Source organism: Streptomyces sp. NPDC050658 (genome assembly GCF_044457025.1).
In the GTDB taxonomy this organism is placed as follows: domain Bacteria; phylum Actinomycetota; class Actinomycetes; order Streptomycetales; family Streptomycetaceae; genus Streptomyces.
Genome location: NZ_JBITGM010000011.1, coordinates 263034 through 285648 on the forward strand (window position 1 = coordinate 263034; position 22615 = coordinate 285648).

Consider the following 22615-nt stretch of genomic DNA (forward strand, 5'->3'; position numbering starts at 1 on the left):
CGGGAGTCGGCCTGGAGCCGAGCGGCTCTCCCCGTCAGCGCAGCGCCAGCCGCGTCTCCGAAGTCGCCCTCGTCAGCTTCTCCGGGTTTCGGACGTAGTAGAGGCCCGTGATGCGGGACTCCTCGAAGCGGATCGTCATGATGCCGTCCAGTTCGCCGTTCAGGGTCAGGGCCAGGGCCGGGTTGCCGTTCACCAGGGTCAGGGCCGTGGTCAGGGTGGCGTCCGTCTTTGCCGTGCCGCCGAGGATGAAGCGGGCCACCTTGCTCGCGCCGATGATCGGGCGCTGGGCCGCCTGCTTGATGCCGCCGCCGTCGCTCAGCAGGACCACCTCGGGGGCCAGTACGTCCAGGAGACCCTGGAGTTCGCCCGTTTCCAGGGCGTTCCGGAAGGACTCCAGGGCTGCTCTGGACTCGCGCGCCGACACCGTCTCCCGGGGGCGGCGCGCATCGACGTGGCGGCGGGCCCGGTGCGCGATCTGGCGGACCGCCGCCGGGGTCTTGTCCACCGCCGTCGCGATCTCGTCGTACCCGACGTCGAAGACCTCCCGCAGCACGAAGACCGCCCGTTCCGTCGGCGACAACGTCTCCAGGACCAGCATCAGCGCCATCGAGACGCTCTCCGCCAGCTCCACGTCATCGGCCACGTCCGGCGCCGTCAGCAGCGGCTCCGGCAGCCACGGGCCCACGTACGCCTCCTTGCGGCGCTTCATCGTGCGCAGGCGGTTGAGCGACTGGCGGGTCGTCACGCGGACCAAGTACGCGCGCTGGTCGCGGACTTGGGACAGGTCCACCTCCGCCCACCGCAGCCACGTCTCCTGGAGTACGTCCTCCGCGTCCGCCGCCGAGCCCAGCATCTCGTACGCGATCGTGAAGAGGAGGTTGCGGTGGGCCACGAAGGTGTTCGTCGCCTCGTCCGTCGGGCGGTCGTCGGATACCTCGTCCGTCGGGCGGTCGTCGGATACCTCGCCGGCTTCGTTCATCGTGGCCTCCGGGGGAGTTGGGGCGTGCGCGCACGTCATCGTCGCCTATGCCGCCCTGCCCGTCACCGTCGGCTCCGCCTCGCCTGCGGCGCCCCGCAGCCGCTCCCCGCGCCCCGCGTCCTTCAGCATCTCCCCCCACTTGACGGAACCGGGGCGGCGGCTCTCGAAGCCCAGTTGCCAGGGGATGCTCTTGCAGATCGTCTCCTTGAGCCTCGCCCCCGCGCGCCCGGCGACGTAGTACTTCTTGGCCGTGTCGTCGGGCTTCGTGAGCTGGAGGATGCCCGCGCGACGGCCCAGGCTGACGCACTGGCTGACGAAAGCCACGTTGACCGGCTTCGGCCGCTCCCCCGCGATCCTGCTCAGCACCGTTTCCCCTGCCTGCGGGCCCAGTTGGACCGCGGCCTGGCAGCTCATCCGGTACGGCTGGTCCGAGGGCGCCGCCGAATCGCCGGCCGCGATGATCCGCGCGTCGTCCACGCTGGTCAGCGTCTCGTCCGTGAGGAGGCGGCCCACCGCGTCAGTGCGCAGACCGCTGCGCGCCGCCAGATCCGGCACGCTGAAGCCCGCCGTCCAGATCGTCACCTCGCTCGGCAGCTCGCCGCCACCACTGAGCCGTACGGCGTCCCGCGTCACAGCCGTCGCCCGCGCCCCGGCCCCCTCAAGCACCGTCACCCCGAGCTTCGCCAGCCGCTTGGCCACCGAACGGCGGCCCTTCGGGTGCAGCGACGGAGCGAGCACGGCGCCGCAGACCAGCGTCACCGCGCGGCCCTCCTCCGCCAGCTCGGCGGCCGTCTCGATACCGGTCGTACCACCGCCGACCACCGTGATCGGCGCCGTCACGGGCGCCGCGTCCACCGCCGACTTCAGCCGCGCCGCCTCCTCCAGACCGGCGATCGGGTACGCGAATTCAGCCGCCCCGAGCACACCCGGATCGGCGCTGCCGCTGCCCACCGCGTAGATCAAGTAGTCATAGGCGAGGCTGCCGCCCGACGACAGGGCCACGGCTCGCCCGGCGGCGTCGATCCGCGTCACCGAGTCCACGACCAGTCGTACGCCCTTGGCCAGCACGTCCCCGTAGTCGCGGACCGCGTCGTGGGATCCGCCGACCAGCTGGTGCAGCCGGATCCGCTCGACGAAGGTCGGGCGCGGGTTGATCAGCGTCACGGTCACGTCGTCCCGCTCCGTGAGGCGGTTGGCGGCCATAACGCCCGCGTATCCCCCGCCGATCACCACGACGTCGGTGTTCTCAGCCATGTCCTGTCTCCTCCGTCTGCAGGCGCTCGTCCTCAGGCACTCGCCTTCAGGCGCTCGTCTTCAAGCCTTCGCTCTCAGGCCTTCGCTCTCAGGCCTTCGCCTTATGCGTTCGGCATCAAGACACCGCTTGATCCGGCCCTGTGACAGCCGGATGCACGTGACGTGGATCACTGTCACGCGGCCGCGCACTGCCCCCGCCCCCGCTCCGGTGCCATGATCACCCAGCGGCCCCACCGGGCCGCGCCGCGCCGGCATGACCAACGGCATGACCAACGGAGGAACCCGGTATGCGCAGACTCGTCCACTACGTCGCCACCACTCTCGACGGCTTCATCGCGGGCCCGGACGGCGCGGACCCCACCGGTCCGAACGGCTTCTGGCCCATTCCGGAGGACTACATACGGCACCTCGTGACCGAGTACCCGGAGACGCTGCCCGGCCAGGCCCGACAGGCGCTGAACATCACGGCGGAGGGCACGCACTTCGACACGGTGATCGAGGGGCGGCGCAGCTACGAGGTCGGCCTCGCGGCCGGCGTCAGCGACGCCTTCCCCCACCTGCGGCACCTGGTGTTCTCCCGGACGCTGACCGAGAGCCCGGACCCGGCCGTCGAGCTGGTCGCCGACGACCCGGTGGCGACCGTGCGCGAGCTCAAGCAGCAGGACGGCAAGGACATCTGGCTGATCGGCGGCGCCGAACTCGCGGGCTCGCTGTACGCCGAGATCGACACCCTGATCCTCAAGCTCGGCCCGCTGACCATCGGCGACGGAATCCCGCTCTTCTCCCGCAAGGCGACCTTCGACCCGCAGACCTGGACCCTCGCGGACCACACCGTCATCGAGAGCGGCGCGCTGTTCCTCACGTACACGCGCAACGGCGGCTGAGCCCTCCCGCCGGGGCGGCACCCAGGTGACTACAGCCCCCTCTGCGCCTCGTACAGATTCCGCGGCCGGACCGTGTCCGTCGTCCCGTAGAGCTCGATTCGGGAATGCAGCTCTCCGGAGAAGTCCGGTACGTCGATCTGGTCGAACTCCCGGACCTCGTTGATGCCGACCGTGGCGCTGTACGGGGCGAGGCCGTCGATCTTCATCAGGCCCGCCCGCTCGTTGGTGACGCGGATGTTCCAGTGGGTGAACCTCGCCCCGAAGAGCGGGCCCGCCGAGGCGTCTCCGCCGTGCCGGCCGTTGTTGTGCACGGTGATGTCCGTACGGACGTTGGCGAAGGGCATGCCCCGGTGGCTGTCGAAGGTGCCCATCCGCATGGTGCCGCGCGACCAGACGTTGTAGGAGGAGAGGCCCTCCACGTTGATGCCGTGGAGTTGGGTTCCGGGCGGGGCCGGGACCGTGCGGTCGTCGACGGTGAAGCGCTCGATCAGGTTGTCGTGCGAGCCCTCCCGGCAGAAGTACGGGTGGTGCGAACCCCGGCCCGAGACACGGGTGTCGCGGAGGGTGCAGGCGGACGCGCCGACCAGGCCGAAGCCGTTGTCCACATGGCGTACGACGATGTCCTGCGCCCAGCAGTCGTACGCGCACTGGAACGTGACGCCGTTGTAGCCCTTGTCCAGGAGGTGCGGGGACTGCGGGGTCTCGATCGCCTCCAGGGTGAGTCCCTCGACTCCCGCGCCGGTCAGGGCGGTTGTGCGGGTGGTGAGGCGGGGGTCCCATTCCGGGCGTACGTCCAGGGGGAGGGGGCGTTCCAGGGTGACCGCGTGACCTCGTACCGCGTCTCTTCTTACTGAAGTGACCCGTACCGGCCATTCGTACGGCACGTACGACGTGAGCTTCGTCTTGTCGTCCCAGGTGTACGCCGCCGGGCCCGGACCGTCCCCCGCCATGTGCCGCAGCAGCGTGTGGTCCGCGTCGTCCGCGAGGCGGAGCAGGATCAGGTCGCCCTTGTGGAGGCGGGAGGCGTCCGTGACCTTCAGGGTGCGGTCGCCTCGGGCGGCGGGGGCCGCGATCGTGGTGAGGGTCCGCCACTCGTCGCGCTTGTTGCCGGTCCAGCCCTCGAAGGGCCAGTCCTTGGCCTTGATGGCGGCGGTCAGGGACTCCCAACGGGCCGCCGGGCAGAGCCAGATGAGGCCGCCGGCCCAGGACCAGCTGGACTTGTCGCCGCCGTAGCGGGAGCCGTAGGGGCCGATCAGTTCGGTCAGGTTCTTGGTGGCGATGAGGGTGGTGGCGGTGCTGCCCGCGCCTCTGAGCACGACGTTGTCGTGGGCGATGCGGATCACGTCGTCGACGCGGTACGTGCCCGGTGGGACGAGGACGGTGCCGCCGCCGTTCGCGCCGGCTTCGGCCAGCGCTCGGTTGATCGCGGGGGCCGCGTCCGTCGTGCCGTCCGGGACGGCTCCGTAGTCCGTCACGTCGGCGACGACCTTGCGGCGGGGGAGGCGGCGGGTGCCGGCGTAGGCACCGGAACGGGCGATGTACGGGATCTGGGGGTGGGTGCAGGGGGCGGCGGTGAACTCGCGCCACAGGGCCGGGGTTTGGCGGGAGCCCGCCCATGCGGTGCCGCCCGTGCCCGCCACCGCCGTCGCCGCCACGGCTATCGCGCCGCCCAGTACGCCACGTCTGCTGGGGTGCTGCATGCCCATGTCGCCGCCTCGCCTTCCATGGATGTGAACGTCGTTCATATCTACGTCGGGGCGTGAGCATGCCACGGGTCGGGCGCCCGGGGAAGGTGCGCTGCGACGCCCGCAGCTCCGCACACCCCCTGGCGCCACGTTTTTGAATAATGGCGCCACATGGCGCCACCTCTGTGCCATGATGGCATCACCAACGAGGCCGTGAGACATCAAAGGGGTGGGTCGGATCATGGAGACAGCACAGAGCCAGCCGCAGTCGGCGCCCGGTGCCGTCACCGCCTTCGCCCGCTTCGTGCTCTGCGGCGGCGGGGTGGGGCTGGCCTCCAGCTTCGCCGTGGCGGGCCTCGCCTCCTGGATTCCGTGGGCGCTGGCCAACGCACTGATCACCGTGGTCTCCACGCTGCTCGCCACCGAGCTGCACGCCCGCTTCACCTTCGGCGCGGGCGGGCGCGCCACGTGGCGCCAGCACACGCAGTCGGCCGGGTCGGCGGCGGTCGCGTACGCGGTGACATGCGTGGCGATGTTCGCCCTGCAGCAGCTGGTGGCGGCGCCCGGTGCGGTGCTCGAACAGGTCGTCTACCTGTCCGCCTCCGCGCTGACCGGGGTGGCGCGGTTCGTGGTGCTGCGGCTCGTCGTGTTCGCGCGGCGTGGGCGCTCGCGGAAGGTGGCCGTGGCCCGCCCCGTGCCCGCGACCGTGGCCCGCGCATCGGCGCCGGCGGACGCCGCGGCGCTGTGCCCGGCGGCCTGACGGTCCGGCTCAGCGCGGGACGGCCGGCTCGGCTCAGCGCACGATGCCCGGTTTCGGCTCAGCGCACGATGCCCGGTTTCGGCTCAGCGCAGGACCGCCGCCAGCAAGTCCCCGCCCAGTGCGGTCAGTTCGGGCAGATTGAGCGTGTTGCGTACGTAGCGGCCGTGGCGCCGCGTCGTGAGCAGGCCCGCACGGCGCAGGACCGCGAGGTGGCGGGAGACCTCCGGGAGCGAGAGTTCCCAGGCGTGGGCCAGCTCACCGGTGGTGTGCGGGCCGCGTGCGAGCGTGCGGAGGAGTCGCAGTCGTACGGGATGGGCCAGGGCTTCCAGGCGCAGGGTGACCGTCTCCAGGGATACGGGCTGCGCGGGGCCCGGCTCGGCCACCGGGTACTGCACCACCGGCTGCCAGCCCGGTGCGTGGACGGCCACCAGGTGCGGGCGGTTGAAGACGCTGGGGATGAAGGTGACGGCTGTGTCGCGGGCGGTGGTCGCCTTGTCCTGGAGCTTGTCCACGACGATGTGGCCGCCGTCTGCCGCGAGGGTCACCGCGCCGGACACGGAGGCGAGCGCGGCCTCGGTGCCGTGCCGCTTCAGCAGGTCGTTCTTGAGGCGCAGATCGGTGGCGACGCGTACGGCGACGTCCGCCCAGGCGGCGTCGAAGAAGGCCGCCGCGCACTGTTCGAGGGTCTGGCGCACGCGGGCGCGGACGGCCGCCGGGTCGGTGAGGAGCCGTTCCGCGAAGGTTTCCTGGCGGGGGCCGCGGGCCTGGGCCAGCTCCAGGGCGCGTCCGCGAGCGGCGGGGTCGGTGAGAGGTGAAGACGCCTCGGAGTGGAGCTGGTTGCTGCCGCAGGTGGTGACGAGGGCGGCGGTCACATACGCCGCGTCGTCGATCCGGTCCACGTCGTCCAGCTCCTCGGCGAGGGTGGGACGGGGCCGGGCGGGGATCAGGAAGTCGGCCTGCGACGACCGCCAGAGGCACTCCGCCTCCCGCAGCCGCTCGGCCAGCTCCGGCGAGAGCCCGGCCCAGACGTCCGTGGCCCAGTCGGCGAGCTGCGGGTGATGCCCCGGTTCGGCCAGCACGTGCAGCATGGCGGTCAGCTCGGCCAGCGGGGACGCGGCGAAGCGCAGGCGCTCGCGCGGGGCGGGCAGCCCGCTGATGTCGATCCTCAAGGTCACATCGGCATCATCACCGACGGGGCGGTCCGGGGGTACAACCACTCCCCAGCCGGAACGCCTCCACAACGGCTCCCCGCGGGACACCGCCCCGCCAGCGGCGGCGCACCGACAGCAGCGTTCCGACAGCGGCGCGCCGACAGTGGCCGCCCGCATCATCGCCCCACCTCCCCCGACCACCGCCCCGCTTGACGATCCCCGTCAAGCGTCGTCCCAAGTCCGGCCACCGCCCCCACCGTTGGCGCCATGGCAACCCCGACCAAGATCCGCCCCCGCGCCCTCCTGCACGCCTCCGGAGGACCCCGATATGCCCTCGCCCTCGCCGTCGACGCGCTCGGCACCGGGCTGCTGCGGCCCTTTCTGCTGCTCTACGGAGTGGCCGTCCTGAAGCTGTCCGCGCCCGCCACCGGCGCCGCCATGACCGTCGCCATCGTCGCGGGGCTGATCTGCATGCCCGCGGTGGGGCGGTGGCTCGACCGGGGCGCCCGCAGCACCGTCGTCGCCGCGTCGATGCTGGTCCGGGTCCTCGGCGTGGCCCTGCTGCTCGCCGCCCCCGCCGGGCACATCTGGCTCTTCTCCGCGGCGGCCCTCTTCCTCGGCATCGGCAACCAGGCCTGGCCCGCCGCCCACGCGGCACTCGTCGCCACGGTCGCCCACGGCAAGGAGCGTGACGCCGCACTCGCCGCGGGCCGCGCCCTGCGCAACGCCGGCATGGGCGCCGGGGCCCTCGTCGCCACCGTCTGCCTCGCCGGCGGCGCCGCCGCGCTTCAGGCGCTGGCAGCGGTCACCGGGGTCGCGTATCTGGCCGCGGCCGGCCTGGCGTGGTCGGTCCGCCTCCGGGCCGAGCCGGCCTCCCCGGCCGAAGCCCCGGCGGAAGGCACCGCCCCAGCCGAACCCACCCCCCGCCTGGGCAAGCTCCTGACCGCCAACATCATCTACGCCTTCTGTCTCAACGTCCCCGAGATCGCGCTCCCCCTGATCCTGGTGACCCAGCTGCACGCGTCCCCGATGTGGTCGGCCGCCATCTTCGTCGCCAACACGGTCCTGGTCGTCACCCTCCAGGTCCCGGTCACCGTCCTGCTGTCCCGCCGGTACGCCCGGCGCACGGTACTGGCCCTGGCCGGGGTCGTGCTCTCCCTGTCGTACGTCGGATTCCTCGCCGCCGCCTCACTGGGAGAGGGAGGCTGGGGCGCCCCGGCCGTGGCCGCCGTCTCCGTGGTCTGCACCCTCGGCGAGATCATCTACGCGGGCAGCGCCACCGCGCTCGTCACGCACCTGGCCCCGGCCCGGCTCATGGGGCGTACCCTCGCCCGCTTCGAGCTCTCCACCGGCTTCGGCCTGGCCGTCTCCCCCGCCGTCATCACCACACTCGCGCCGCACGGCCCCACCGCCCTCTGGGGCAGCCTCGCGGCCGCGACGCTCCTGTCGGCGGCAGCCGTGGCCGGCTAGTCCCGCCGGGTCAGATGGCTGAACGCGTCCAGGTTCCGCGTGGACTCGCCCCGCGACACCCGCCACGCGTACTCCTTGCGGATCGCCGACGCGAAACCCAGCTCCAGCAACGTGTTGAAGGGGCCGTCCGCGTTCTCCAGGACCGAGCCGAGGAGCCGGTCGACCTCCTCCGGAGTGACCGCGGCGAGCGGCAGCTTTCCGGTGAGGTAGACGTCGCCGAGGGAGTCGATGGCGTAACTCACGCCGTAGAGGCGGAGGTTGCGCTCAAGGAGCCAGCGGTGCACCGCGTCGTGGTTCTCGTCGGGGCAGCGCACCACGAATGCCATGAGGGACAGCGCGTGGTTGCCGACCTTCAGGGAGAGCGTCGTCGACAGTTTGCGCGTACCCGGCAGCTTCACCACGAAGGAGCCGCTCTCCGGGCTCTCCCACTCGAGTTCCGCCTCGTCCAGCGCCCGCTCGATGGTCGCGACCGCAGTCGCCGCAGCGGACTGCGCCTCAACGGTCCCCGCCGCTGTCACCGTCTCCGCCGCACCAGCCTGATCAGCCATGATGCGAGCGTACGCGACGCCGATGCTCATGCATCGCCGCCGTGTACACGTCCGCCGTGGCGGACGCCGCCGTGTCCCAGCCGAAGGACTCGGCGTGCCGCGCGGCCGCCGCGCCCATGCGGTCCACGAGGTGGGGGTTCTCGGCGAAATCGCGGAGCACGCGCGCGTAGTGGGCCGGTTCGTGGCCGGAGACCAGAAAACCGGTCGTCTCGTCGCGGACCGCGACCGGAAGGCCGCCCACCGACGCCGCGAGCACCGGCGTACCGGCCGCCTGCGCCTCTATCGCGACCAGGCCGAAGGACTCGCTGTAGGACGGCATGACCAGGACCGACGCCGCGCGGAACCAGTCCGCGAGCTGCTCCTGGCCCACCGGCGGCTGGAAGCGCACCACGTCCGCGATGCCCAGCTTGGCGGCCAGCTTCTGCAGGCCCTCCGGCTTGGCGAGGCCACTGCCGCTGGGCCCGCCCACGACGGGTACGACGATGTTGGACCGCAGCTCGGGACGCTGGTCCAGGAGCACGGCGACCGCACGGAGGAGGACGTCCGGCGCCTTCAGGGGCTGGATACGGCCCGCGAAGAGCGGGACGAGCGCGTCCTGCGGGAGGCCGAGGCGGTGCCGGGCGGCCGCACGGCCGTCGCCGGGGCGGAAGCGGTCGAGGTTCACGCCGGGGTGGACCACGGCCACCTTGCCGGCCTCGGCCTCGTAGTGCCGTACCAGCTCGTCGGCTTCTTCGGCGGTGTTGGCGATGAGCCGGTCGGCGGCGCGCACGATCTGGGTCTCGCCGATGACGCGGGCGGCCGGCTCCGGAGTGTCGCCGTCCGCGAGCGCCGCGTTCTTGACCTTGGCCATCGTGTGCATGGCGTGCACCAGCGGCACACCCCAGCGCTCGGCGGCCAGCCAGCCGACGTGGCCGCTGAGCCAGTAGTGGGAGTGCACCAGGTCGTAGTGGCCGGGGCGGTTGCCTGCCCAGGCCTGCATCACGCCGTGCGTGAAGGCGCAGAGCTGGGCGGGCAGCTCCTCCTTGGCCAGGCCCTCGTAGGGGCCCGCGTCCACGTGCCGCACCAGGACGCCGGGAGCCAGCTCGACCGACGGCGGCAGCGCGCCCGTCGTGGCCCGCGTGAAGATCTCGACCTCCACGTTGATCGCCGCGAGGCGCTTGGCCAGCTCGACGATGTAGACGTTCATGCCGCCCGCGTCGCCCGTGCCGGGCTGGTGCAGCGGGGAGGTGTGCACGCTGAGCATCGCGACGCGGCGCGGTCGGCGGTGCGAGCCCGGGAGCCGGAGCCTGGCGGGCGCTGCCGGAGAGCGACGGCCGAGCCTGGTCACATACTGGCTCACGTGGCGGTCCTCCTTGCGCGCACGGGCATGGCTTGACGGAGGGCGTACCGGGTCGTCCGGAGCACGGTCCTCCAGAGGGAGAACATCGGAAGACGCAACTCCATTTCCTCTTTGCCAAATCATTGCCGAGTCGGGCTCAACCGTTCCCCCATCGGCGCTCAAGGGATGCCGCCCGTCACCGGCGCATACCCTTGCCCCCATGGCCTCCCGCACCCCTTCCCGCCCCGTGGGAACGGTGACCCGCGGGACCACCAACCCGAACCGGCTGCGCCGCATGGACCGCTGGATCGCCGCGACGCACGGCGCCGAGCTGCGGCGTACGCCCGACCCGGTGGCCGTCGACCTCGGCTACGGGGCCGCGCCCTGGACCGCCGTCGAGCTGCTCGTCCGGCTGCGCACCGCCGCGCCGCACGCGCGCGTGGTCGGCGTCGAGATCGATCCGGCGCGGGTCGCGGCCGCGAAGCCGTACGAACGCGAGGGGCTCTCCTTCCGGCACGGCGGCTTCGAGGTCCCGCTGCCCGGCCGCCCCGTGCTGATCCGGGCGGCGAACGTCCTGCGGCAGTACGACGAGGAACAGGTCGCCGCCGTGTGGGAGCGGCTGCGCGCGCGGCTGGCGCCCGGCGGGCTGCTCGTGGAGGGGACCTGCGACGAGATCGGGCGGCGGCACGTCTGGGTAGCGCTCGGCCCCGAGGGTCCGCGCACGGTGACCTTCGCGACCCGCCTCGGCTCCCTGGACCGGCCGTCCGACCTCGCCGAGCGGCTGCCGAAGGCGCTGATCCACCGGAACGTGCCGGGTGAGCCGGTGCACGCCTTCCTGCGCGACTTCGACCGGGCGTGGGCGGCTGCGGCCCCCTACGCCTCGTACGGGGCGCGCCAGCGGTGGATCAGGACGGTGCGGGACCTCACCGCGGACTGGCCGGTGGTGGACCGCCCGGCGCGCTGGCGGCAGGGCGAAGTGACGGTGCGGTGGGAGGCTCTGGCACCCCGTCAGGCGTGACAGCCGCCGGCGCCGGAAAGGATTCCGCTCGCCCGCACGCCCCGCATACCCCCTGACCTGCGGGGAACGATCTTCGAGTGCCGTTCGTCACAGGAGAGGGACAAGAGGATCGGAGTTGCGGACGCGCTCTGTCGTATTGCGCGCGGACATGGCACCATCCCGGTGGCGACCACAAGTTACTGACGGTAAATCAGTTTTGGGGGAGGCGGGACGTGACCGGCAGGCGGAGTTCGACGATGGCTGGCATGGCGCTGATCTGCGCGGTGACGGTGCTGACCACACCCGGCGCGGCCTACGCGAGCCCGGCGGAGCCAACGCCCGGCAAGACCAAGTCCCTTGAGGACGTACGCAAGGAGATCGACCGCCTCTACCACGAGGCGGGCGTCGCCACGGACGCGTACAACGCGGCGGAAGAGAAGTCGAAGAAGCAGTCGCAGCACATCGTGAAGCTCGCCCGCTCCATCACCAAGGGCCAGCACAAGCTCGAGAAACTCAAGTCCCGCGCCGGGGCCGCCGCCCGCGCCCAGTACCGCAGCGGCGGAATGCCCTCCGAGGCCCAGCTGATGCTCAGCGACGACCCGCAGGACTTCCTGGACGGCGCAGGAAGGATGCGGCAGGGCGAGAAGGCCACCAAGGGCATGCTGACGGAGCTGGAGCGGACCCAGGAGGACCTGCGGATCTACGCCAAGGACGCCACGGCCCAGTGGAAGAAGCTGGAGTCCAACCGCAAGGCGAAGGCCGAGGCCAAGAAGAAGATCAAGAAGAAGATCGAGGCCGCCGAGAAGATGGAGTCCAAGCTCGAGAAGAAGGAGCGCGAGCGGCTCCGGAAGCTCGAGGAGGAGGCCGCCCTCAAGAAGCAGACGGCGTGGCTGAGTTCGGGCGTCCTGAAGGACATCAACGGCAAGGCGACCGGGCAGGGCAAGAAGGCCGTCAAGTTCGCCACCGACCAGATCGGGAAGCCGTACGTGTGGGGTGCCGAGGGCCCTTCCTCGTACGACTGCTCGGGGCTCACCTCCCAGGCCTGGGCCGCCGCGGGCAAGGGCATTCCGCGTACGTCGCAGGAGCAGTGGAAGCAACTGCCGCGCATCGACATCAAGAACATGCGCCCCGGTGACCTGATCATTTATCACCAGGACGCCAGCCATGTCGGGATGTACCTGGGAGACGGCGCGATCGTGCACGCGCCGCGCCCCGGACGCCATGTCACCATCGCGGGCGCTGGCTCGATGAAGATTCTCGGGGTCGTCCGGCCGGACAAGTAAGCCGCCCGGCCCCACAGCCGAGCCGCCCGGCCCCACAGCCGAGCCGTCCGGCCCGACAGGCAGGCCGTCCGGCCGCTCACGCAGGCCCCCCGAGTGACAGGCCCTGTGCGGTGCGTCAGCCCCGCGGCGCCCCTGTGCCGTAGGTCATGTGACCCACCGCACCCCCGCGCCCCGCGCTCAACCCCCGCGGCGTGATGTTCGTCATCCCCCGTGGAAGTGACCGTGCCCAAATGCGGCCCTACATGCGGCATATGACGGTGGCTGTTTGCCGCTCGGCATTCCAATCGAGCCTCGGCTAACGCTATGGTCCCCGTCGGTGGAGTGCGCAACCGCGCTCCACCATGCCCTCGGGGGGAGGGAAGGAACCCAAGCCATGCCCGTACCCATACCGCGGCAGAGGGCGATCCCGGCCGCGGAAGGCGGTCAGGCTCACGCTCTGCCGACGACCGCACCCGCGTCAGCCGACGTGGGCGCACCCGAACGACCGACAGAGCAGACGGCAGGCGGCAACGGAATCAGCCTCCTGGTGATCGAGGACGACCCGGCGGGCTCGCTGGGCGTCCCCGCGCTCCTCGACTCCGCGGGCAAGCCCATCCGCATCCGCACCGCCCGCAACCTCACCGAGGCCGAGCGGCTGCTCACCGACGACGTGCACTGCATCCTGCTCGACCTCGCCCTGACCGGCGCGACCGGCGGCGCGAGCACCGCTCCCGACGCGGAGACCGACGAGCTGGCCACGCTGAAGCACGTGCTGCGCATCGCGCCCCGGCACGCCGTCCTCGCGCTCACCGCGAACGGCGACTCCGAGCGCGGCGCCGAGGCGGTGCGCGTCGGCGCCCAGGACTATCTCTTCCGCGACGAGCTGGACGAGCGGCTGCTGAGCCGCGCCATCCGGTACGCCGTGGAGCGCAAGCGCGCGGACGCGGCCCAGCGCCAGCTGACGGAGTCGCGGCTTCGGGCCCAGGAGAACGCCCGCCTGGAGCGCGGCCTGCTGCCGACGCCGCTGCTCGACGGCTCCCCGCTGCGGTTCGCGGCCCGCTACCGTCCGGGCCGCTCGCGCGCGCTGCTCGGCGGCGACTTCTACGACACGGTGCGCACCCCCGACGGCTCCGTGCACGTCATGATCGGCGACGTCTGCGGCCACGGCCCCGACGAGGCGGCACTCGGCGTGGAGCTGCGCATCGCGTGGCGGACGCTGACGTTCGCGGGCCTGTGCGGCGACGAGCTGCTCTCCACCCTGCAGAAGGTCCTGGAGCACGAGCGCGCCGACGACGAGATCTTCGCGACGCTCTGCACGGTCGACATCGCCCCCGACGGGCGCCGGGCCGGGCTCTGCCTGGCCGGCCACCCGTCGCCGCTGATCGCCCGCGACGGGCGCCTGGCCGAGCTGCTTCCGTACGAGAACAGCGGCCCCGCGCTCGGCCTGCTGCCGAACGCCCGCTGGCCGCGCCGCCAGGTGGAGCTCGGCGGCAAGTGGAGCCTGATGCTCTACACGGACGGCCTGATCGAGGGCCGCATCGGCGAGGGAAACCAGCGCCTGGGCCAGGACGGCATGGTGGAGATGGTGCGCCGCCAGCTCGCGGCGGGCCTGCGGGGCGACGAGCTGCTTGAGGCGGCGGTCAACGAGGTCCGAGACCTCAATGGCGGGGACCTCACGGACGACGTGGCCGTACTGCTCCTGGACAGGGACCGGTAGAACCCGCCCCGACGGTCCTTACCGCCCGCCGTTGTACGGCCCGTAAGGACCGTCGCTGCTGGAGCCGCGGCGGCCACCGCCGCCACCGCCGGTGATCTGCCGCAGGGCGGGCCGGACGTCGACCATGTAGACGATGGTCGCGATGAGCCCGATGATCGGCAGGAACGACAGGATGTTGAAGATCAGGTTCACGATGAAGGCGAGCCCGAGGATGATCAGCCAGAACGGCTTGGTCTTCTTGTCCGCGGCGCGATAGGCGTCCTCACGTCGCACGGCCGCGTCGATGAGCGCGAACCCGCTGAAGGCGATCAGGGCCAACGACAGCAGCCACATGAAGTTCGCGAACCCCTGCATCAGCACAACGTCCACCACCAGTCTCGGCTCTTGACGGCCTTGAGAGTCTTGAGGGTCTTCAGTACGCGGACACCGTACCCGCTACCCGGAGAACGGGCCGGGCACTCCGAGAGTGCCCGGCCCGCCCACACGACGACAGCGGTACCGCGCCCCTAGCCGGCGGGCGGCGTGGTCTTCTTGGCGGCGGTCTTCTTGGCCGGAGCCTTCTTGGCGGCGGGCTTGCGAGCGGGAGAGGCGGCGGCCTTCGGCTCCGAGGCCTTCTCCTCGTCCGGCTCGACGGCGTCGGCCAGCTCGGAGATCTCCTCGGCGGCCTCGCCGCGCCAGGTCTTCACGGCCTGCTCACCGTGCTCGGCGACCTCCTCGTACTTCTCGCGCGCCTTGACGGCGTACTCGGCGGCGACGCCGACCGAGCGCAGCGCCAGGTCCTGGGCGCTCTCCCCGAGCTTCTTCAGGTCGGTGTCGAGGGTGCCGATGAACTCGTTGACCTTGGCCTGAAGGGTCGCCTGCGCCTCCTTGGCGCGGGCGGCGGCCTTGTCCTGGACGGCCTTGGTGTCGGTGTTGCGCACGGCGTCGATCCGGGCCGGGGCCTCGGCGATCAGCTGCTCGACGAGCCCGGGCACCTTCTTCGCCTGCTGGTACGCCAGGTCGGCGGTACCGGCGGCGAAGTACGCCGGGGTCGGGTCGCTGAGGGTCTTGTACAGGTCGTCCTTGATGGCCATGGCGAGAGTCCTCCCGGATTCGCGTCAGCTTGAGGGGTGGTCCTTGGGATCGGCAGCACTGCCGTCGGCCGTGCGGGGCCCGTCATCGGTGGCATCCACGTCATCGACGTCATCGACGTATGCGGAGACCTCGAAGCCGTTCTCCTTGCGGAACGACTCATAGATCTGCAGCAGCACCTGCTTCTGCCGTTCGTTGATGGACGGGTCGGCGAGGATGACGGCGCGCGTCTCCAGCTCGTCCCGCTCCTTCTCGTCGAGGATCCCGGCCCGGACGTACAAGGTCTCGGCGGAGATCCGCAGCGCCTTGGCCACTTGCTGCAGCACATCGGCGCTCGGCTTGCGCAGGCCGCGCTCGATCTGGCTCAGATACGGATTGGACACCCCGGCGGCATCGGCGAGCTGCCGCAGCGACAGCTGCGCGTTGCGCCGCTGCTCACGCAGATACTCACCGAGATTGCCGACGTTGAGTGATGCCATACGCCAACCCTGCCCCACCCCTGCTAACTATTGCAAGCACCTGCTTGCAAAAGTGCGCCACGCCACGTCGGGGGGGCGGGACCGGACCCATGCCCGAAGGGCCAGACACGTACCTCAAAGTACGTACTTGATCAAGAGCCGATGCCCGGAGAGCCTGTTGGCGGCGCGCCAAGCCCCTCGTCCGTCATCGACCCTCCCCTCGCGGCCAGTTGGTCCAGGCCCCAGGCGGAGAGCTGTTCCAGCAGTTCGTAGAGCCGACGGCCGTGTTCCGTCAGTGAGTACTCGACCCGTGGCGGCATCTCGCCGTGGTCCCGGCGGTGCACGATCCCGTCCGCCTGGAGTTCCCGGAGCTGCTGGGTCAGCACCTTCTCGCTGATGCCGGTCACCAGACGTCTGGTCTCGCCGAAACGGCGCGGGCCGTCGGACAGCGCCCACATCACGAACGACTTCCACTTGCCCTCGAACGCCCCGACGGCCACGCCCATCCCGCACGTGTGCGGATCGGTCACCGTCACGACCTTGGAGTCCTCCATGCCCGCCTCCCCCGTCACCGTTCTCGGCCTCGGCCCGATGGGCCGCGCCCTGGCGTCCGCTTTCCTGACCGCGGGCCATCCGACAACCGTGTGGAACCGTACCCCGGGCCGCGCCGACAGCCTGGTGGAGAACGGTGCCGTCGAAGCCGCGAGCGCCGCCGACGCCATCGCGGCGAGCGATCTCGTCGTGGTCTGCGTCCTTGACTACGACGCCGTCCGCGCCGTCACCGCCCCGCACACCGCCGCGCTCAAGAGCCGCACCCTGGTCAATCTCACCGCCGGCACCCCGGACGACGCCCGCGCGACCGCCGAGTGGGCCGCATCGCACGGCATCGACTATCTCGACGGCGCGATCATGGTTCCGACGTACCTTGTCGGCGGTTCGTCCACCCTGGTCTTCCACAGCGGTCCGGCCGACGTGTACGAGCGTCACCGCGCCACCCTCCAGGCCATCGGGGGCAGTTGTGTGCACCTGGGTACCGACCCGGGCCGCGCGGGGGCGCACGACGTCGCGCTGCTCGACATCTTCTGGACGGCGCTGACCGGCGTCGTCCACGCCTTCGCCCTCGCCGGGGCGGAGGGCGTCACCGCCCGCGAACTGGCCCCCTACGCCAAGGGAGTCGCCGGTCTGCTGCCCGATGTGATCGACGCCTTCGCCGAGCAGGTCGACACCGGCAGCTATCCCGCCGGGGGCTCCAACCTCCGTTCGGCGGCGGCCATCATGTCCCACGTCCTGGACGCCTCCCGCGGCCGGGGCATCGACAGCACGGTCATCTCCGCCGCCCACGAGATCGCCGGACGGGGCCTGACGGCCGGCTACGGAGACGCCTCCTACGCCCACGTCGCCGAACTCCTCCGCGACCGAACTCCTCGGCGACTGGGCTCCTCGGCGACTGGGCTCCTCGGCGACTGAACTCCGGTGACAGACGTCGTGTCAGAGGGCTGACAGGCGGGTGACAGCCGCGGTCGGGAATGTAGGGGCATCAGCCGGCGAGGGGCCGCTTCCAGCAAGCGGTCCCTCCCCCCTTCAGAAGGAGCCCACCATGTCCGTCATCCTCGCCGACCAGGACAAGAACACCCTGCGCACCGCCGCCTACGGCGCCATCTCGCTGCTCGCCGCCGCCGACGCCGCCGGGTCCCCGCACAAGATCGCCACCCACGCCTCCATCGCCCTCGGCTCAGCCACCGGGCTCGTCGGGCATGTGCTCGCCGAGAAGTCGAAGCCGCAGAACCTGGACGGCAAGACCGTGGCCGCACTCGCCGACCAGGTGCTTCCGGCGCTGACCGCCGCCATGGCCCTGCTCAAGAAGCAGGCACCCGCCGAGGCCGACAACTTCCGGGCCACCATCGCCGTCGCCATCGAGGCCGCCGCCCGTACCTACAAGAAGGACGAGCCCAGCCCCACCATGACCGCGATGGCCCGCAAGATCACCGAGGCGATCGACGCCGCCTGACCGGGCACCGCCGTGGCAGACTCAGCGGATGCAGATCGGGATCCTGGGTCCATTCGAGGTGCGTACGGACGACGGCGTACCGGCCGAGGTGCCGGGGGCGAGGCTGCGCGGGCTGCTCGTCGCCCTCGCGCTCCGGCCCGGTCACGCCGTCCCCAAGGCGGCGCTCGTCGACTGGATCTGGGGCGAGCAGCCGCCCGTCGACGCGACGAACGCCCTGCAACGCCTGGTCTCCCGGCTGCGGAAGCTGCTGCCGGCCGGGGTCATCGAGGGGCAGACCGACGGCTACCGCCTGCTGGTGGAGCCCGAAGCCGTCGACGCCGTGCGGTTCGAGCGCCTGGTCGTCGCGGGCCAGTCCGCCGCCGAGGACGCGTCCCGGCGGGTACGACTGCTGCGCGAGGCCCTGGAGTTGTGGCGCGGCACGGCCCTGCAAGATGTCGGGTTGCAGGACAGCGCCGCGTTCGATGCCGCCGCCGGACGCCTTGAGGCGCTGCGGCTGACCGCCACCGAGGAGCGGTGCGAGGCGGAGGTCGCCCTCGGGCGCGGCGCGGAGCTGGTCACCGAGCTGACCGACCTGGTGGCCGCCCATCCGATACGGGAGCGGCTCGTCGCCGCGTTGCTGCGCGCCCTCGCCGCCGCCGGCCGCGACAGCGAGGCGCTTCTCGTCTACGAACGGACGAGGGAGGCCCTCGCCGACGCGCTCGGCGTCGACCCCTCGCCCGAACTCTCCGAACTTCATGTCGCCCTGCTGCGGGGCGAGTTGGCGCCCCGGCGCGAAGAGGAACGCAGGAGCAATCTGCGGGCCGAGCTGACCACGTACGTGGGCAAGGGCGCCGACGTCACCGCCGTACGCGAACTCGTCGCCGATCACCGGCTCACCACGCTGATCGGCCCCGGCGGCTCCGGAAAGACCCGCCTCGCCACCGAGACCGCCCGCACGCTGATCGCCGAAATGCCGGACGGTGCCTGGATGGTGGAGCTCGCCGCCGTCGGCCCGGACGGCGACGTGGCGCAGGCGACGCTCTCCGGGCTCGGCCTGCGCGACACCCTGCTCGGCAACTCCCCGAACGCCGAGCTGACGGACCGTCTCATCGCCGCGGTCCGCGAGCGCGAGACGCTGCTCGTCCTGGACAACTGCGAGCATCTCATCGAGTCCGCCGCGGTCTTCGCCCACCGGATGCTCGGCGAGTGCCGGCGGCTGCGGATCCTCGCGACGAGCCGCGAACCGCTCGGCATCACCGGCGAGGCGCTGTGGCCCGTCGAGCCGCTCGCCCTCCCGGACGCGGGCGCGAGCCCCGCCGAGATCGAGGCCTCGCCCGCCGTCCGGCTGCTCCGGGACCGGGCCGGGGCCGTACGCAGGGACCTGCCCACCGACGCCCGCACCACGGCCACGATGGTGCGTGTCTGCCGGGCCCTCGACGGAATGCCGCTGGCCATCGAACTGGCCGCCGCCCGGCTGCGCACCATGTCCGTCGACCAGCTCGCGCACCGCCTCGACGACCGCTTCCGCCTCCTGTCCAGCGGCAGCCGCACCGCGCTGCCCCGGCACAAGACGCTGCGCGCGGTCGTCGACTGGAGCTGGGAGCTGCTCACCGACGCCGAACGGACGGTCCTGCGCAGGCTCTCGGTGTTCTCCGGCGGGGCGAGCCTGGAGGCGGCCGAGCGGGTCTGCTCCGACGAGGCGCTCGACCGGGACGACGAGGCGATCGCCGGGGACGGAGAAGGCGAGGCGCTCGCCGGAGAAGACGTACTGGAACTGCTCACCGCGCTCACCGAGAAGTCCCTGCTGCGCGCCGAGGGCGACGCCGCGCCCCGCTACCGGATGACCGGCACCATCCAGGAGTACGCCGGTCAACGGCTCGCGGAGGCAGGGGAGTCGGAGCTCGCGCGGCGCGCGCACCTCGACTGCTTCACGGAGCTCGCCGAGACCGCCGAGCCGTATCTGCGCCGCGCCGAGCAGCTGGAGTGGCTGGCCGTGCTCGACGCCGAGCACGACAACATCGGCGCCGCGCTGCGCGGCGCGCTCGCGGCAGGCGAGGCACAGGCGGCGATGCGGCTCGCGGCGGGCGCGGGCTGGTACTGGTGGCTCGGCGGGCACCGGACCGAGGGCATGGAGCTGATCACCGCGGCCACCGAGGTGCCGGGCGAGGTGGACGACGACGTCCGGGCCACGGTGTACGGACTCGTGGTGATGTTCATGACCTCCGGCCTGGGCGACGAGCACCGGGCCGCGGAGTGGATCCGCAAGGCGCACGAGTTCGGTCGGCGCAGCCTGCACAGCCGGCGCCGCCACCCCGCGCTCGGCCTCGTCACACCGCTCGTACGGATGCTGGAGGACCACGAGACCCCGGACGCGTTCGCACCGCTGCTCGACGACGCCGACCCGTGGGTGCGCGCCCTTGCCCGGCTTCAGCTGGGCAAGCTGCGGATCATCCTCGGCCAGGGCGGGCACGAGGCGGACGCGTATCTGGAGGCGGCGCTCGGCGAGTTCCGGGCGCTCGGCGAGCGGTTCGGGATCTCCTTCGCCCTGAGCGAGCTCGCGGAACGGATCGGCACACGCGGCGAGTTCGCCACGGCGTGCGAGCACTACGAGCAGGCGATCGCGGTCGTCACCGAGGTCGGCACCGCCGAGGACATCATCCGGATGCGGTCGCGGCAGGCGCAGTTGTACTGGCTGCTCGGCGACAAGGAAGCCGCGGCGGCGGCCGTCGCCGAGGCGGAGCGGTACGCGGAGCGGGTCACCTGGCCGGGCGCGCTGGCCCTGCTCGCCTACGCGAAGTCGGACCTCGCCCGCTGGGACGGCGATCCGGAGGAGGCGCGCGAGCAACTGGCCCTCGCTACGGCCCTGTTGGGCGACGAGGCGGAGCAGGCCAACATCCGCGCGATGACGCACGACCTGCTCGGCTATCTCTGCGACGACCTCGGCGAGTCCCGTGCGCACCGCGCGGCGGCCTGCGAGGCGGCGGCCGCCGCGGGACACCCCCAGCTGATCGCGCAGGTGCTCGTCGGCGTCGCGGACCTGGCGCTGCGCAACGACGAGCACGAGCAGGCGGCACGGCTGCTCGCGGCGAGCACGGACCTGCGCGGCCTGCGCAACCGCTGCGACCCGGAGGTGGACCGGATCGAGCGGGCGGCGCGAAGCCGCCTCGGCGACACGAAGTTCGCCGAGGCGGCTCTGGAGGGGACGCGGGCCGACTGGCCCGCGCTGGTCGAGGTCACGCTCGCTTCTTGAAGGTCGACACCGCCCACACGTAGCCGACGACCGTGAACCCGACGCACCAGGCGAGGGCCGCGATCACGTCGCCGCTCTGCGGGGCGCCCGCGAGCAGACCGCGCAGGGTCTCGATGATCGGTGTGAAGGGCTGGTACTCGACGAACTGCCGGACGCCGGCGCCCATCGTGTCGGAGGGCACGAACGCGCTGCTCAGGAACGGCAGCATGATCAGCGGCACGGTGGCCAGGCCCGCCGACTCCGCGGTCTTCGCGGCGAGGCCCAGGGCGACGGTGAGCCAGCTGGCCGCGAAGCTGACCAGCACGACGACACCGATGACGCCGAGCCACTCGACGGCGTTCGCGGCGGGGTCGAAGCCCAGCAGGAAACCGAGCCCGATGATGGCCGCGCAGGCCACCAGACAGCGCACGGTGGTGACGACGACGTGCCCGGTCAGCACGGCACCGCGGGATACGTCCATGACCTTGAAGCGGTTGATGACTCCCGTGGTCATGTCGGAGTTCACGGCGCTCGCGGTGGCCCCGAGGCCGTAGCTGACGGCCATCACGAGCAGGCCGGGCGTCGCGTAGTCGATGTAGGGGACGCCGACGTCGAAGCCGCCGCCGAACACCTTGACGAACATCAGCATCATCACGATCGGGAACAGGACCGCGTTGAACACCGTGATCGGGTTCCGCATCGTGTGCTTCAGGTTGCGGCGCAGCATGGTCGCCGAATCGGCGAGGGCGATCGAGAGGGTGCTCACTGTGCGGTCTCCTTCGTGGTCGTGTTCTTGTCCGTGGTGTTCTTGTCCGTGGTCGTGTTCGCGGGGGCCGGCACCGCGGTGCGATCGGTCAGCGCGAGGAAGACGTCGTCGAGGTCGGGGGTGTGCACGGTCAGCTCGTCCGCCTCGATGCCGAGCGCGTCCAGCCAGTCGAGTACGGCGCGCAGCTCGCGCTGGCTGCCGTCGCTCGGGATCTGCAGCGAGAGGGCCTCGTCGTCCGTGGTGACCTCGCCGAGGGCGATGACCGCGGACCGGTACGCCGCCGGGTCGGTGAACCGCAGCCGTACGTGCCCGCCGGGGATGAGCCGCTTCAGCTCGTCGGACGTACCCTCGGCGGCGATCTTCCCCTCGCTCAGGACCGCGATGCGGTCGGCGAGCTCGTCGGCCTCCTCCAGGTACTGCGTGGTGAGGAAGATGGTGGTGCCGTCGGCGACCAGTTCGCGGACGATCTGCCACATCGTGCGCCGGCTGCGCGGGTCGAGGCCCGTCGTCGGCTCGTCGAGGAAGATGATCCGCGGGCTGCCGACCAGCGTCATCGCCAGGTCCAGCTTCCGCCGCATGCCGCCGGAGTAGGTCGCCGTCAGCTTGTCCGCCGACTCCACGAGGTCGAACCGCTCCAGGAGCCCGTCGACCAGGCTGCCCGCCGAGCGGACGCGCTTGAGGTCCGCCATCATCCGCAGGTTCTCGCGGCCCGAGAGCAGCCCGTCGACCGCCGCGAACTGCCCGGTGACGCCGATGGCCGAGCGCACCTTCCGGGTGCCGGTGGCCACGTCGTGCCCGGCGACGCGCACCGTGCCCGCGTCGGCCTTCAGGAGCGTCGTCAGGATGTTGACCGTGGTGGTCTTGCCCGCCCCGTTGGGGCCGAGCATGGAGTAGACCGATCCCTCGGGTACGTCGAAACCGATGCCGTCCAGTACGGCCTTGTCGCCATATGCCTTGCGCAGTCCGCTGACCGCGATCGCCGAAGTTTTCATGCACCGACCATCGCGACCGGGACTGTCACCCGTCTGTCAGCCCTCTGACACGGGGACTGACACCCGGACCCACCGGCGTCATAATCC

21 protein-coding genes are annotated in these 22615 nt (G+C 71.7%); 9 read left to right on the forward strand and 12 right to left on the reverse strand.

Translation table 11 applies throughout. The features are described from left to right. Positions 1-34: 34 nt before the first annotated feature. Positions 35-979, reverse strand: a complete 945-nt coding sequence (locus tag ACIBKX_RS32355; protein WP_363269732.1) for an RNA polymerase sigma-70 factor — start codon at positions 977-979, stop codon at positions 35-37. 45 nt (positions 980-1024) lie between these two features. Continuing rightward, a complete protein-coding gene (locus tag ACIBKX_RS32360; RefSeq protein WP_363269731.1) occupies positions 1025-2233 on the reverse strand; it encodes an FAD-dependent oxidoreductase in 1209 nt (402 codons plus the stop codon). A gap of 287 nt (positions 2234-2520) precedes the next feature. Here ACIBKX_RS32360 and ACIBKX_RS32365 point away from each other — a divergent pair, with 287 nt between their 5' ends. Continuing rightward, positions 2521-3117: a dihydrofolate reductase family protein gene (locus ACIBKX_RS32365; protein ID WP_363269730.1), complete on the forward strand. Its 597-nt coding sequence runs from the start codon at positions 2521-2523 to the stop codon at positions 3115-3117. A 29-nt stretch (positions 3118-3146) separates the two neighbouring features. Here the strand turns inward: ACIBKX_RS32365 and ACIBKX_RS32370 are convergent, their stop codons facing one another. Continuing rightward, positions 3147-4823, reverse strand: coding sequence for a glycosyl hydrolase family 28-related protein (locus ACIBKX_RS32370; RefSeq protein WP_363269729.1), 1677 nt, complete (start codon positions 4821-4823; stop codon positions 3147-3149). Between the two features lie 220 nt (positions 4824-5043). Between ACIBKX_RS32370 and ACIBKX_RS32375 the strand changes: the two genes are divergently transcribed. Then, positions 5044-5562, forward strand: a complete 519-nt coding sequence (locus ACIBKX_RS32375; protein WP_363269728.1) for a hypothetical protein — start codon at positions 5044-5046, stop codon at positions 5560-5562. An 83-nt stretch (positions 5563-5645) separates the two neighbouring features. On the opposite strand, the gene ACIBKX_RS32380 is transcribed toward ACIBKX_RS32375, so the two are convergent. After that, positions 5646-6737: a DUF5937 family protein gene (locus ACIBKX_RS32380; protein ID WP_363269727.1), complete on the reverse strand. Its 1092-nt coding sequence runs from the start codon at positions 6735-6737 to the stop codon at positions 5646-5648. A gap of 243 nt (positions 6738-6980) precedes the next feature. Here ACIBKX_RS32380 and ACIBKX_RS32385 point away from each other — a divergent pair, with 243 nt between their 5' ends. Then, positions 6981-8183: an MFS transporter gene (locus ACIBKX_RS32385; RefSeq protein ID WP_363269726.1), complete on the forward strand. Its 1203-nt coding sequence runs from the start codon at positions 6981-6983 to the stop codon at positions 8181-8183. On the opposite strand, the gene ACIBKX_RS32390 is transcribed toward ACIBKX_RS32385, so the two are convergent. Next, positions 8180-8731 carry a YbjN domain-containing protein gene (locus tag ACIBKX_RS32390; protein ID WP_363269725.1) on the reverse strand — a complete coding sequence of 184 codons (552 nt, stop codon included), beginning with the start codon at positions 8729-8731 and terminating at the stop codon, positions 8180-8182. The two genes, ACIBKX_RS32385 and ACIBKX_RS32390, sit on opposite strands and share 4 nt — an antisense overlap. After that, positions 8724-10070 (reverse strand): D-inositol-3-phosphate glycosyltransferase, encoded by a 1347-nt coding sequence (mshA, locus tag ACIBKX_RS32395; protein ID WP_363269724.1) that lies wholly within the window; start codon positions 10068-10070, stop codon positions 8724-8726. The genes ACIBKX_RS32390 and mshA overlap by 8 nt, the downstream gene beginning before the upstream one ends. Positions 10071-10269: 199 nt before the next feature. Here mshA and ACIBKX_RS32400 point away from each other — a divergent pair, with 199 nt between their 5' ends. From ACIBKX_RS32400 to ACIBKX_RS32410, 3 genes are all read left to right on the forward strand, one after another. Then, positions 10270-11067, forward strand: a complete 798-nt coding sequence (locus tag ACIBKX_RS32400; protein ID WP_363269723.1) for a class I SAM-dependent methyltransferase — start codon at positions 10270-10272, stop codon at positions 11065-11067. A gap of 236 nt (positions 11068-11303) precedes the next feature. After that, complete coding sequence (locus ACIBKX_RS32405) at positions 11304-12329, forward strand: NlpC/P60 family protein (RefSeq protein WP_363269722.1); 1026 nt, start codon at positions 11304-11306, stop codon at positions 12327-12329. A gap of 373 nt (positions 12330-12702) precedes the next feature. Next, on the forward strand, positions 12703-14025 hold the full coding sequence (locus ACIBKX_RS32410; RefSeq protein ID WP_363269721.1) for a SpoIIE family protein phosphatase: 1323 nt from the start codon (positions 12703-12705) through the stop codon (positions 14023-14025). 18 nt (positions 14026-14043) lie between these two features. On the opposite strand, the gene ACIBKX_RS32415 is transcribed toward ACIBKX_RS32410, so the two are convergent. From ACIBKX_RS32415 to ACIBKX_RS32430, 4 genes are all read right to left on the reverse strand, one after another. Further along, entirely contained in the window at positions 14044-14379 is a 336-nt protein-coding gene (locus ACIBKX_RS32415) for a DUF2516 family protein (protein ID WP_363270122.1), read from the reverse strand. A 152-nt stretch (positions 14380-14531) separates the two neighbouring features. After that, positions 14532-15098, reverse strand: coding sequence for a hypothetical protein (locus ACIBKX_RS32420; RefSeq protein WP_363269720.1), 567 nt, complete (start codon positions 15096-15098; stop codon positions 14532-14534). Positions 15099-15122: 24 nt separating this feature from the next. Then, positions 15123-15575, reverse strand: coding sequence for a helix-turn-helix transcriptional regulator (locus tag ACIBKX_RS32425; RefSeq protein WP_363269719.1), 453 nt, complete (start codon positions 15573-15575; stop codon positions 15123-15125). Between the two features lie 131 nt (positions 15576-15706). Further along, positions 15707-16108, reverse strand: a complete 402-nt coding sequence (locus ACIBKX_RS32430) for a helix-turn-helix domain-containing protein (RefSeq protein ID WP_363269718.1) — start codon at positions 16106-16108, stop codon at positions 15707-15709. Here ACIBKX_RS32430 and ACIBKX_RS32435 point away from each other — a divergent pair. The 3 genes from ACIBKX_RS32435 (at position 16107) to ACIBKX_RS32445 (ending at position 20791) form a co-directional block, all read left to right on the forward strand. Further along, positions 16107-17021 (forward strand): NAD(P)-binding domain-containing protein, encoded by a 915-nt coding sequence (locus ACIBKX_RS32435; RefSeq protein ID WP_363269717.1) that lies wholly within the window; start codon positions 16107-16109, stop codon positions 17019-17021. The genes ACIBKX_RS32430 and ACIBKX_RS32435 overlap by 2 nt on opposite strands. 130 nt (positions 17022-17151) lie before the next feature. Next, positions 17152-17562: a hypothetical protein gene (locus tag ACIBKX_RS32440; protein ID WP_363269716.1), complete on the forward strand. Its 411-nt coding sequence runs from the start codon at positions 17152-17154 to the stop codon at positions 17560-17562. 28 nt (positions 17563-17590) lie between these two features. Further along, complete coding sequence (locus ACIBKX_RS32445; RefSeq protein WP_363269715.1) at positions 17591-20791, forward strand: BTAD domain-containing putative transcriptional regulator; 3201 nt, start codon at positions 17591-17593, stop codon at positions 20789-20791. On the opposite strand, the gene ACIBKX_RS32450 is transcribed toward ACIBKX_RS32445, so the two are convergent. After that, positions 20775-21536, reverse strand: coding sequence for an ABC transporter permease (locus ACIBKX_RS32450; protein ID WP_363269714.1), 762 nt, complete (start codon positions 21534-21536; stop codon positions 20775-20777). The two genes, ACIBKX_RS32445 and ACIBKX_RS32450, sit on opposite strands and share 17 nt — an antisense overlap. Next, positions 21533-22528: an ATP-binding cassette domain-containing protein gene (locus ACIBKX_RS32455; RefSeq protein ID WP_363269713.1), complete on the reverse strand. Its 996-nt coding sequence runs from the start codon at positions 22526-22528 to the stop codon at positions 21533-21535. The genes ACIBKX_RS32450 and ACIBKX_RS32455 overlap by 4 nt, the downstream gene beginning before the upstream one ends. Positions 22529-22615: the final 87 nt, after the last annotated feature.

Excerpts from the sequence above, each read along its gene's own strand:
- ACIBKX_RS32390 (WP_363269725.1), bottom strand. The coding sequence starts at position 8,731 with ATGGCTGATCAGGCTGGTGCGGCGGAGACGGTGACAGCGGCGGGGACC.
- ACIBKX_RS32355 (WP_363269732.1), bottom strand. The coding sequence starts at position 979 with ATGAACGAAGCCGGCGAGGTATCCGACGACCGCCCGACGGACGAGGTA.
- ACIBKX_RS32410 (WP_363269721.1), top strand. The coding sequence starts at position 12,703 with ATGCCCGTACCCATACCGCGGCAGAGGGCGATCCCGGCCGCGGAAGGC.
- ACIBKX_RS32455 (WP_363269713.1), bottom strand. The coding sequence starts at position 22,528 with ATGAAAACTTCGGCGATCGCGGTCAGCGGACTGCGCAAGGCATATGGC.
- ACIBKX_RS32420 (WP_363269720.1), bottom strand. The coding sequence starts at position 15,098 with ATGGCCATCAAGGACGACCTGTACAAGACCCTCAGCGACCCGACCCCG.
- ACIBKX_RS32365 (WP_363269730.1), top strand. The coding sequence starts at position 2,521 with ATGCGCAGACTCGTCCACTACGTCGCCACCACTCTCGACGGCTTCATC.
- ACIBKX_RS32405 (WP_363269722.1), top strand. The coding sequence starts at position 11,304 with ATGGCTGGCATGGCGCTGATCTGCGCGGTGACGGTGCTGACCACACCC.
- ACIBKX_RS32400 (WP_363269723.1), top strand. The coding sequence starts at position 10,270 with ATGGCCTCCCGCACCCCTTCCCGCCCCGTGGGAACGGTGACCCGCGGG.
- ACIBKX_RS32370 (WP_363269729.1), bottom strand. The coding sequence starts at position 4,823 with ATGGGCATGCAGCACCCCAGCAGACGTGGCGTACTGGGCGGCGCGATA.
- ACIBKX_RS32425 (WP_363269719.1), bottom strand. The coding sequence starts at position 15,575 with ATGGCATCACTCAACGTCGGCAATCTCGGTGAGTATCTGCGTGAGCAG.
- ACIBKX_RS32445 (WP_363269715.1), top strand. The coding sequence starts at position 17,591 with ATGCAGATCGGGATCCTGGGTCCATTCGAGGTGCGTACGGACGACGGC.
- ACIBKX_RS32430 (WP_363269718.1), bottom strand. The coding sequence starts at position 16,108 with ATGGAGGACTCCAAGGTCGTGACGGTGACCGATCCGCACACGTGCGGG.
- ACIBKX_RS32435 (WP_363269717.1), top strand. The coding sequence starts at position 16,107 with ATGCCCGCCTCCCCCGTCACCGTTCTCGGCCTCGGCCCGATGGGCCGC.
- ACIBKX_RS32415 (WP_363270122.1), bottom strand. The coding sequence starts at position 14,379 with ATGCAGGGGTTCGCGAACTTCATGTGGCTGCTGTCGTTGGCCCTGATC.
- ACIBKX_RS32375 (WP_363269728.1), top strand. The coding sequence starts at position 5,044 with ATGGAGACAGCACAGAGCCAGCCGCAGTCGGCGCCCGGTGCCGTCACC.
- ACIBKX_RS32360 (WP_363269731.1), bottom strand. The coding sequence starts at position 2,233 with ATGGCTGAGAACACCGACGTCGTGGTGATCGGCGGGGGATACGCGGGC.
- ACIBKX_RS32385 (WP_363269726.1), top strand. The coding sequence starts at position 6,981 with ATGGCAACCCCGACCAAGATCCGCCCCCGCGCCCTCCTGCACGCCTCC.
- ACIBKX_RS32440 (WP_363269716.1), top strand. The coding sequence starts at position 17,152 with ATGTCCGTCATCCTCGCCGACCAGGACAAGAACACCCTGCGCACCGCC.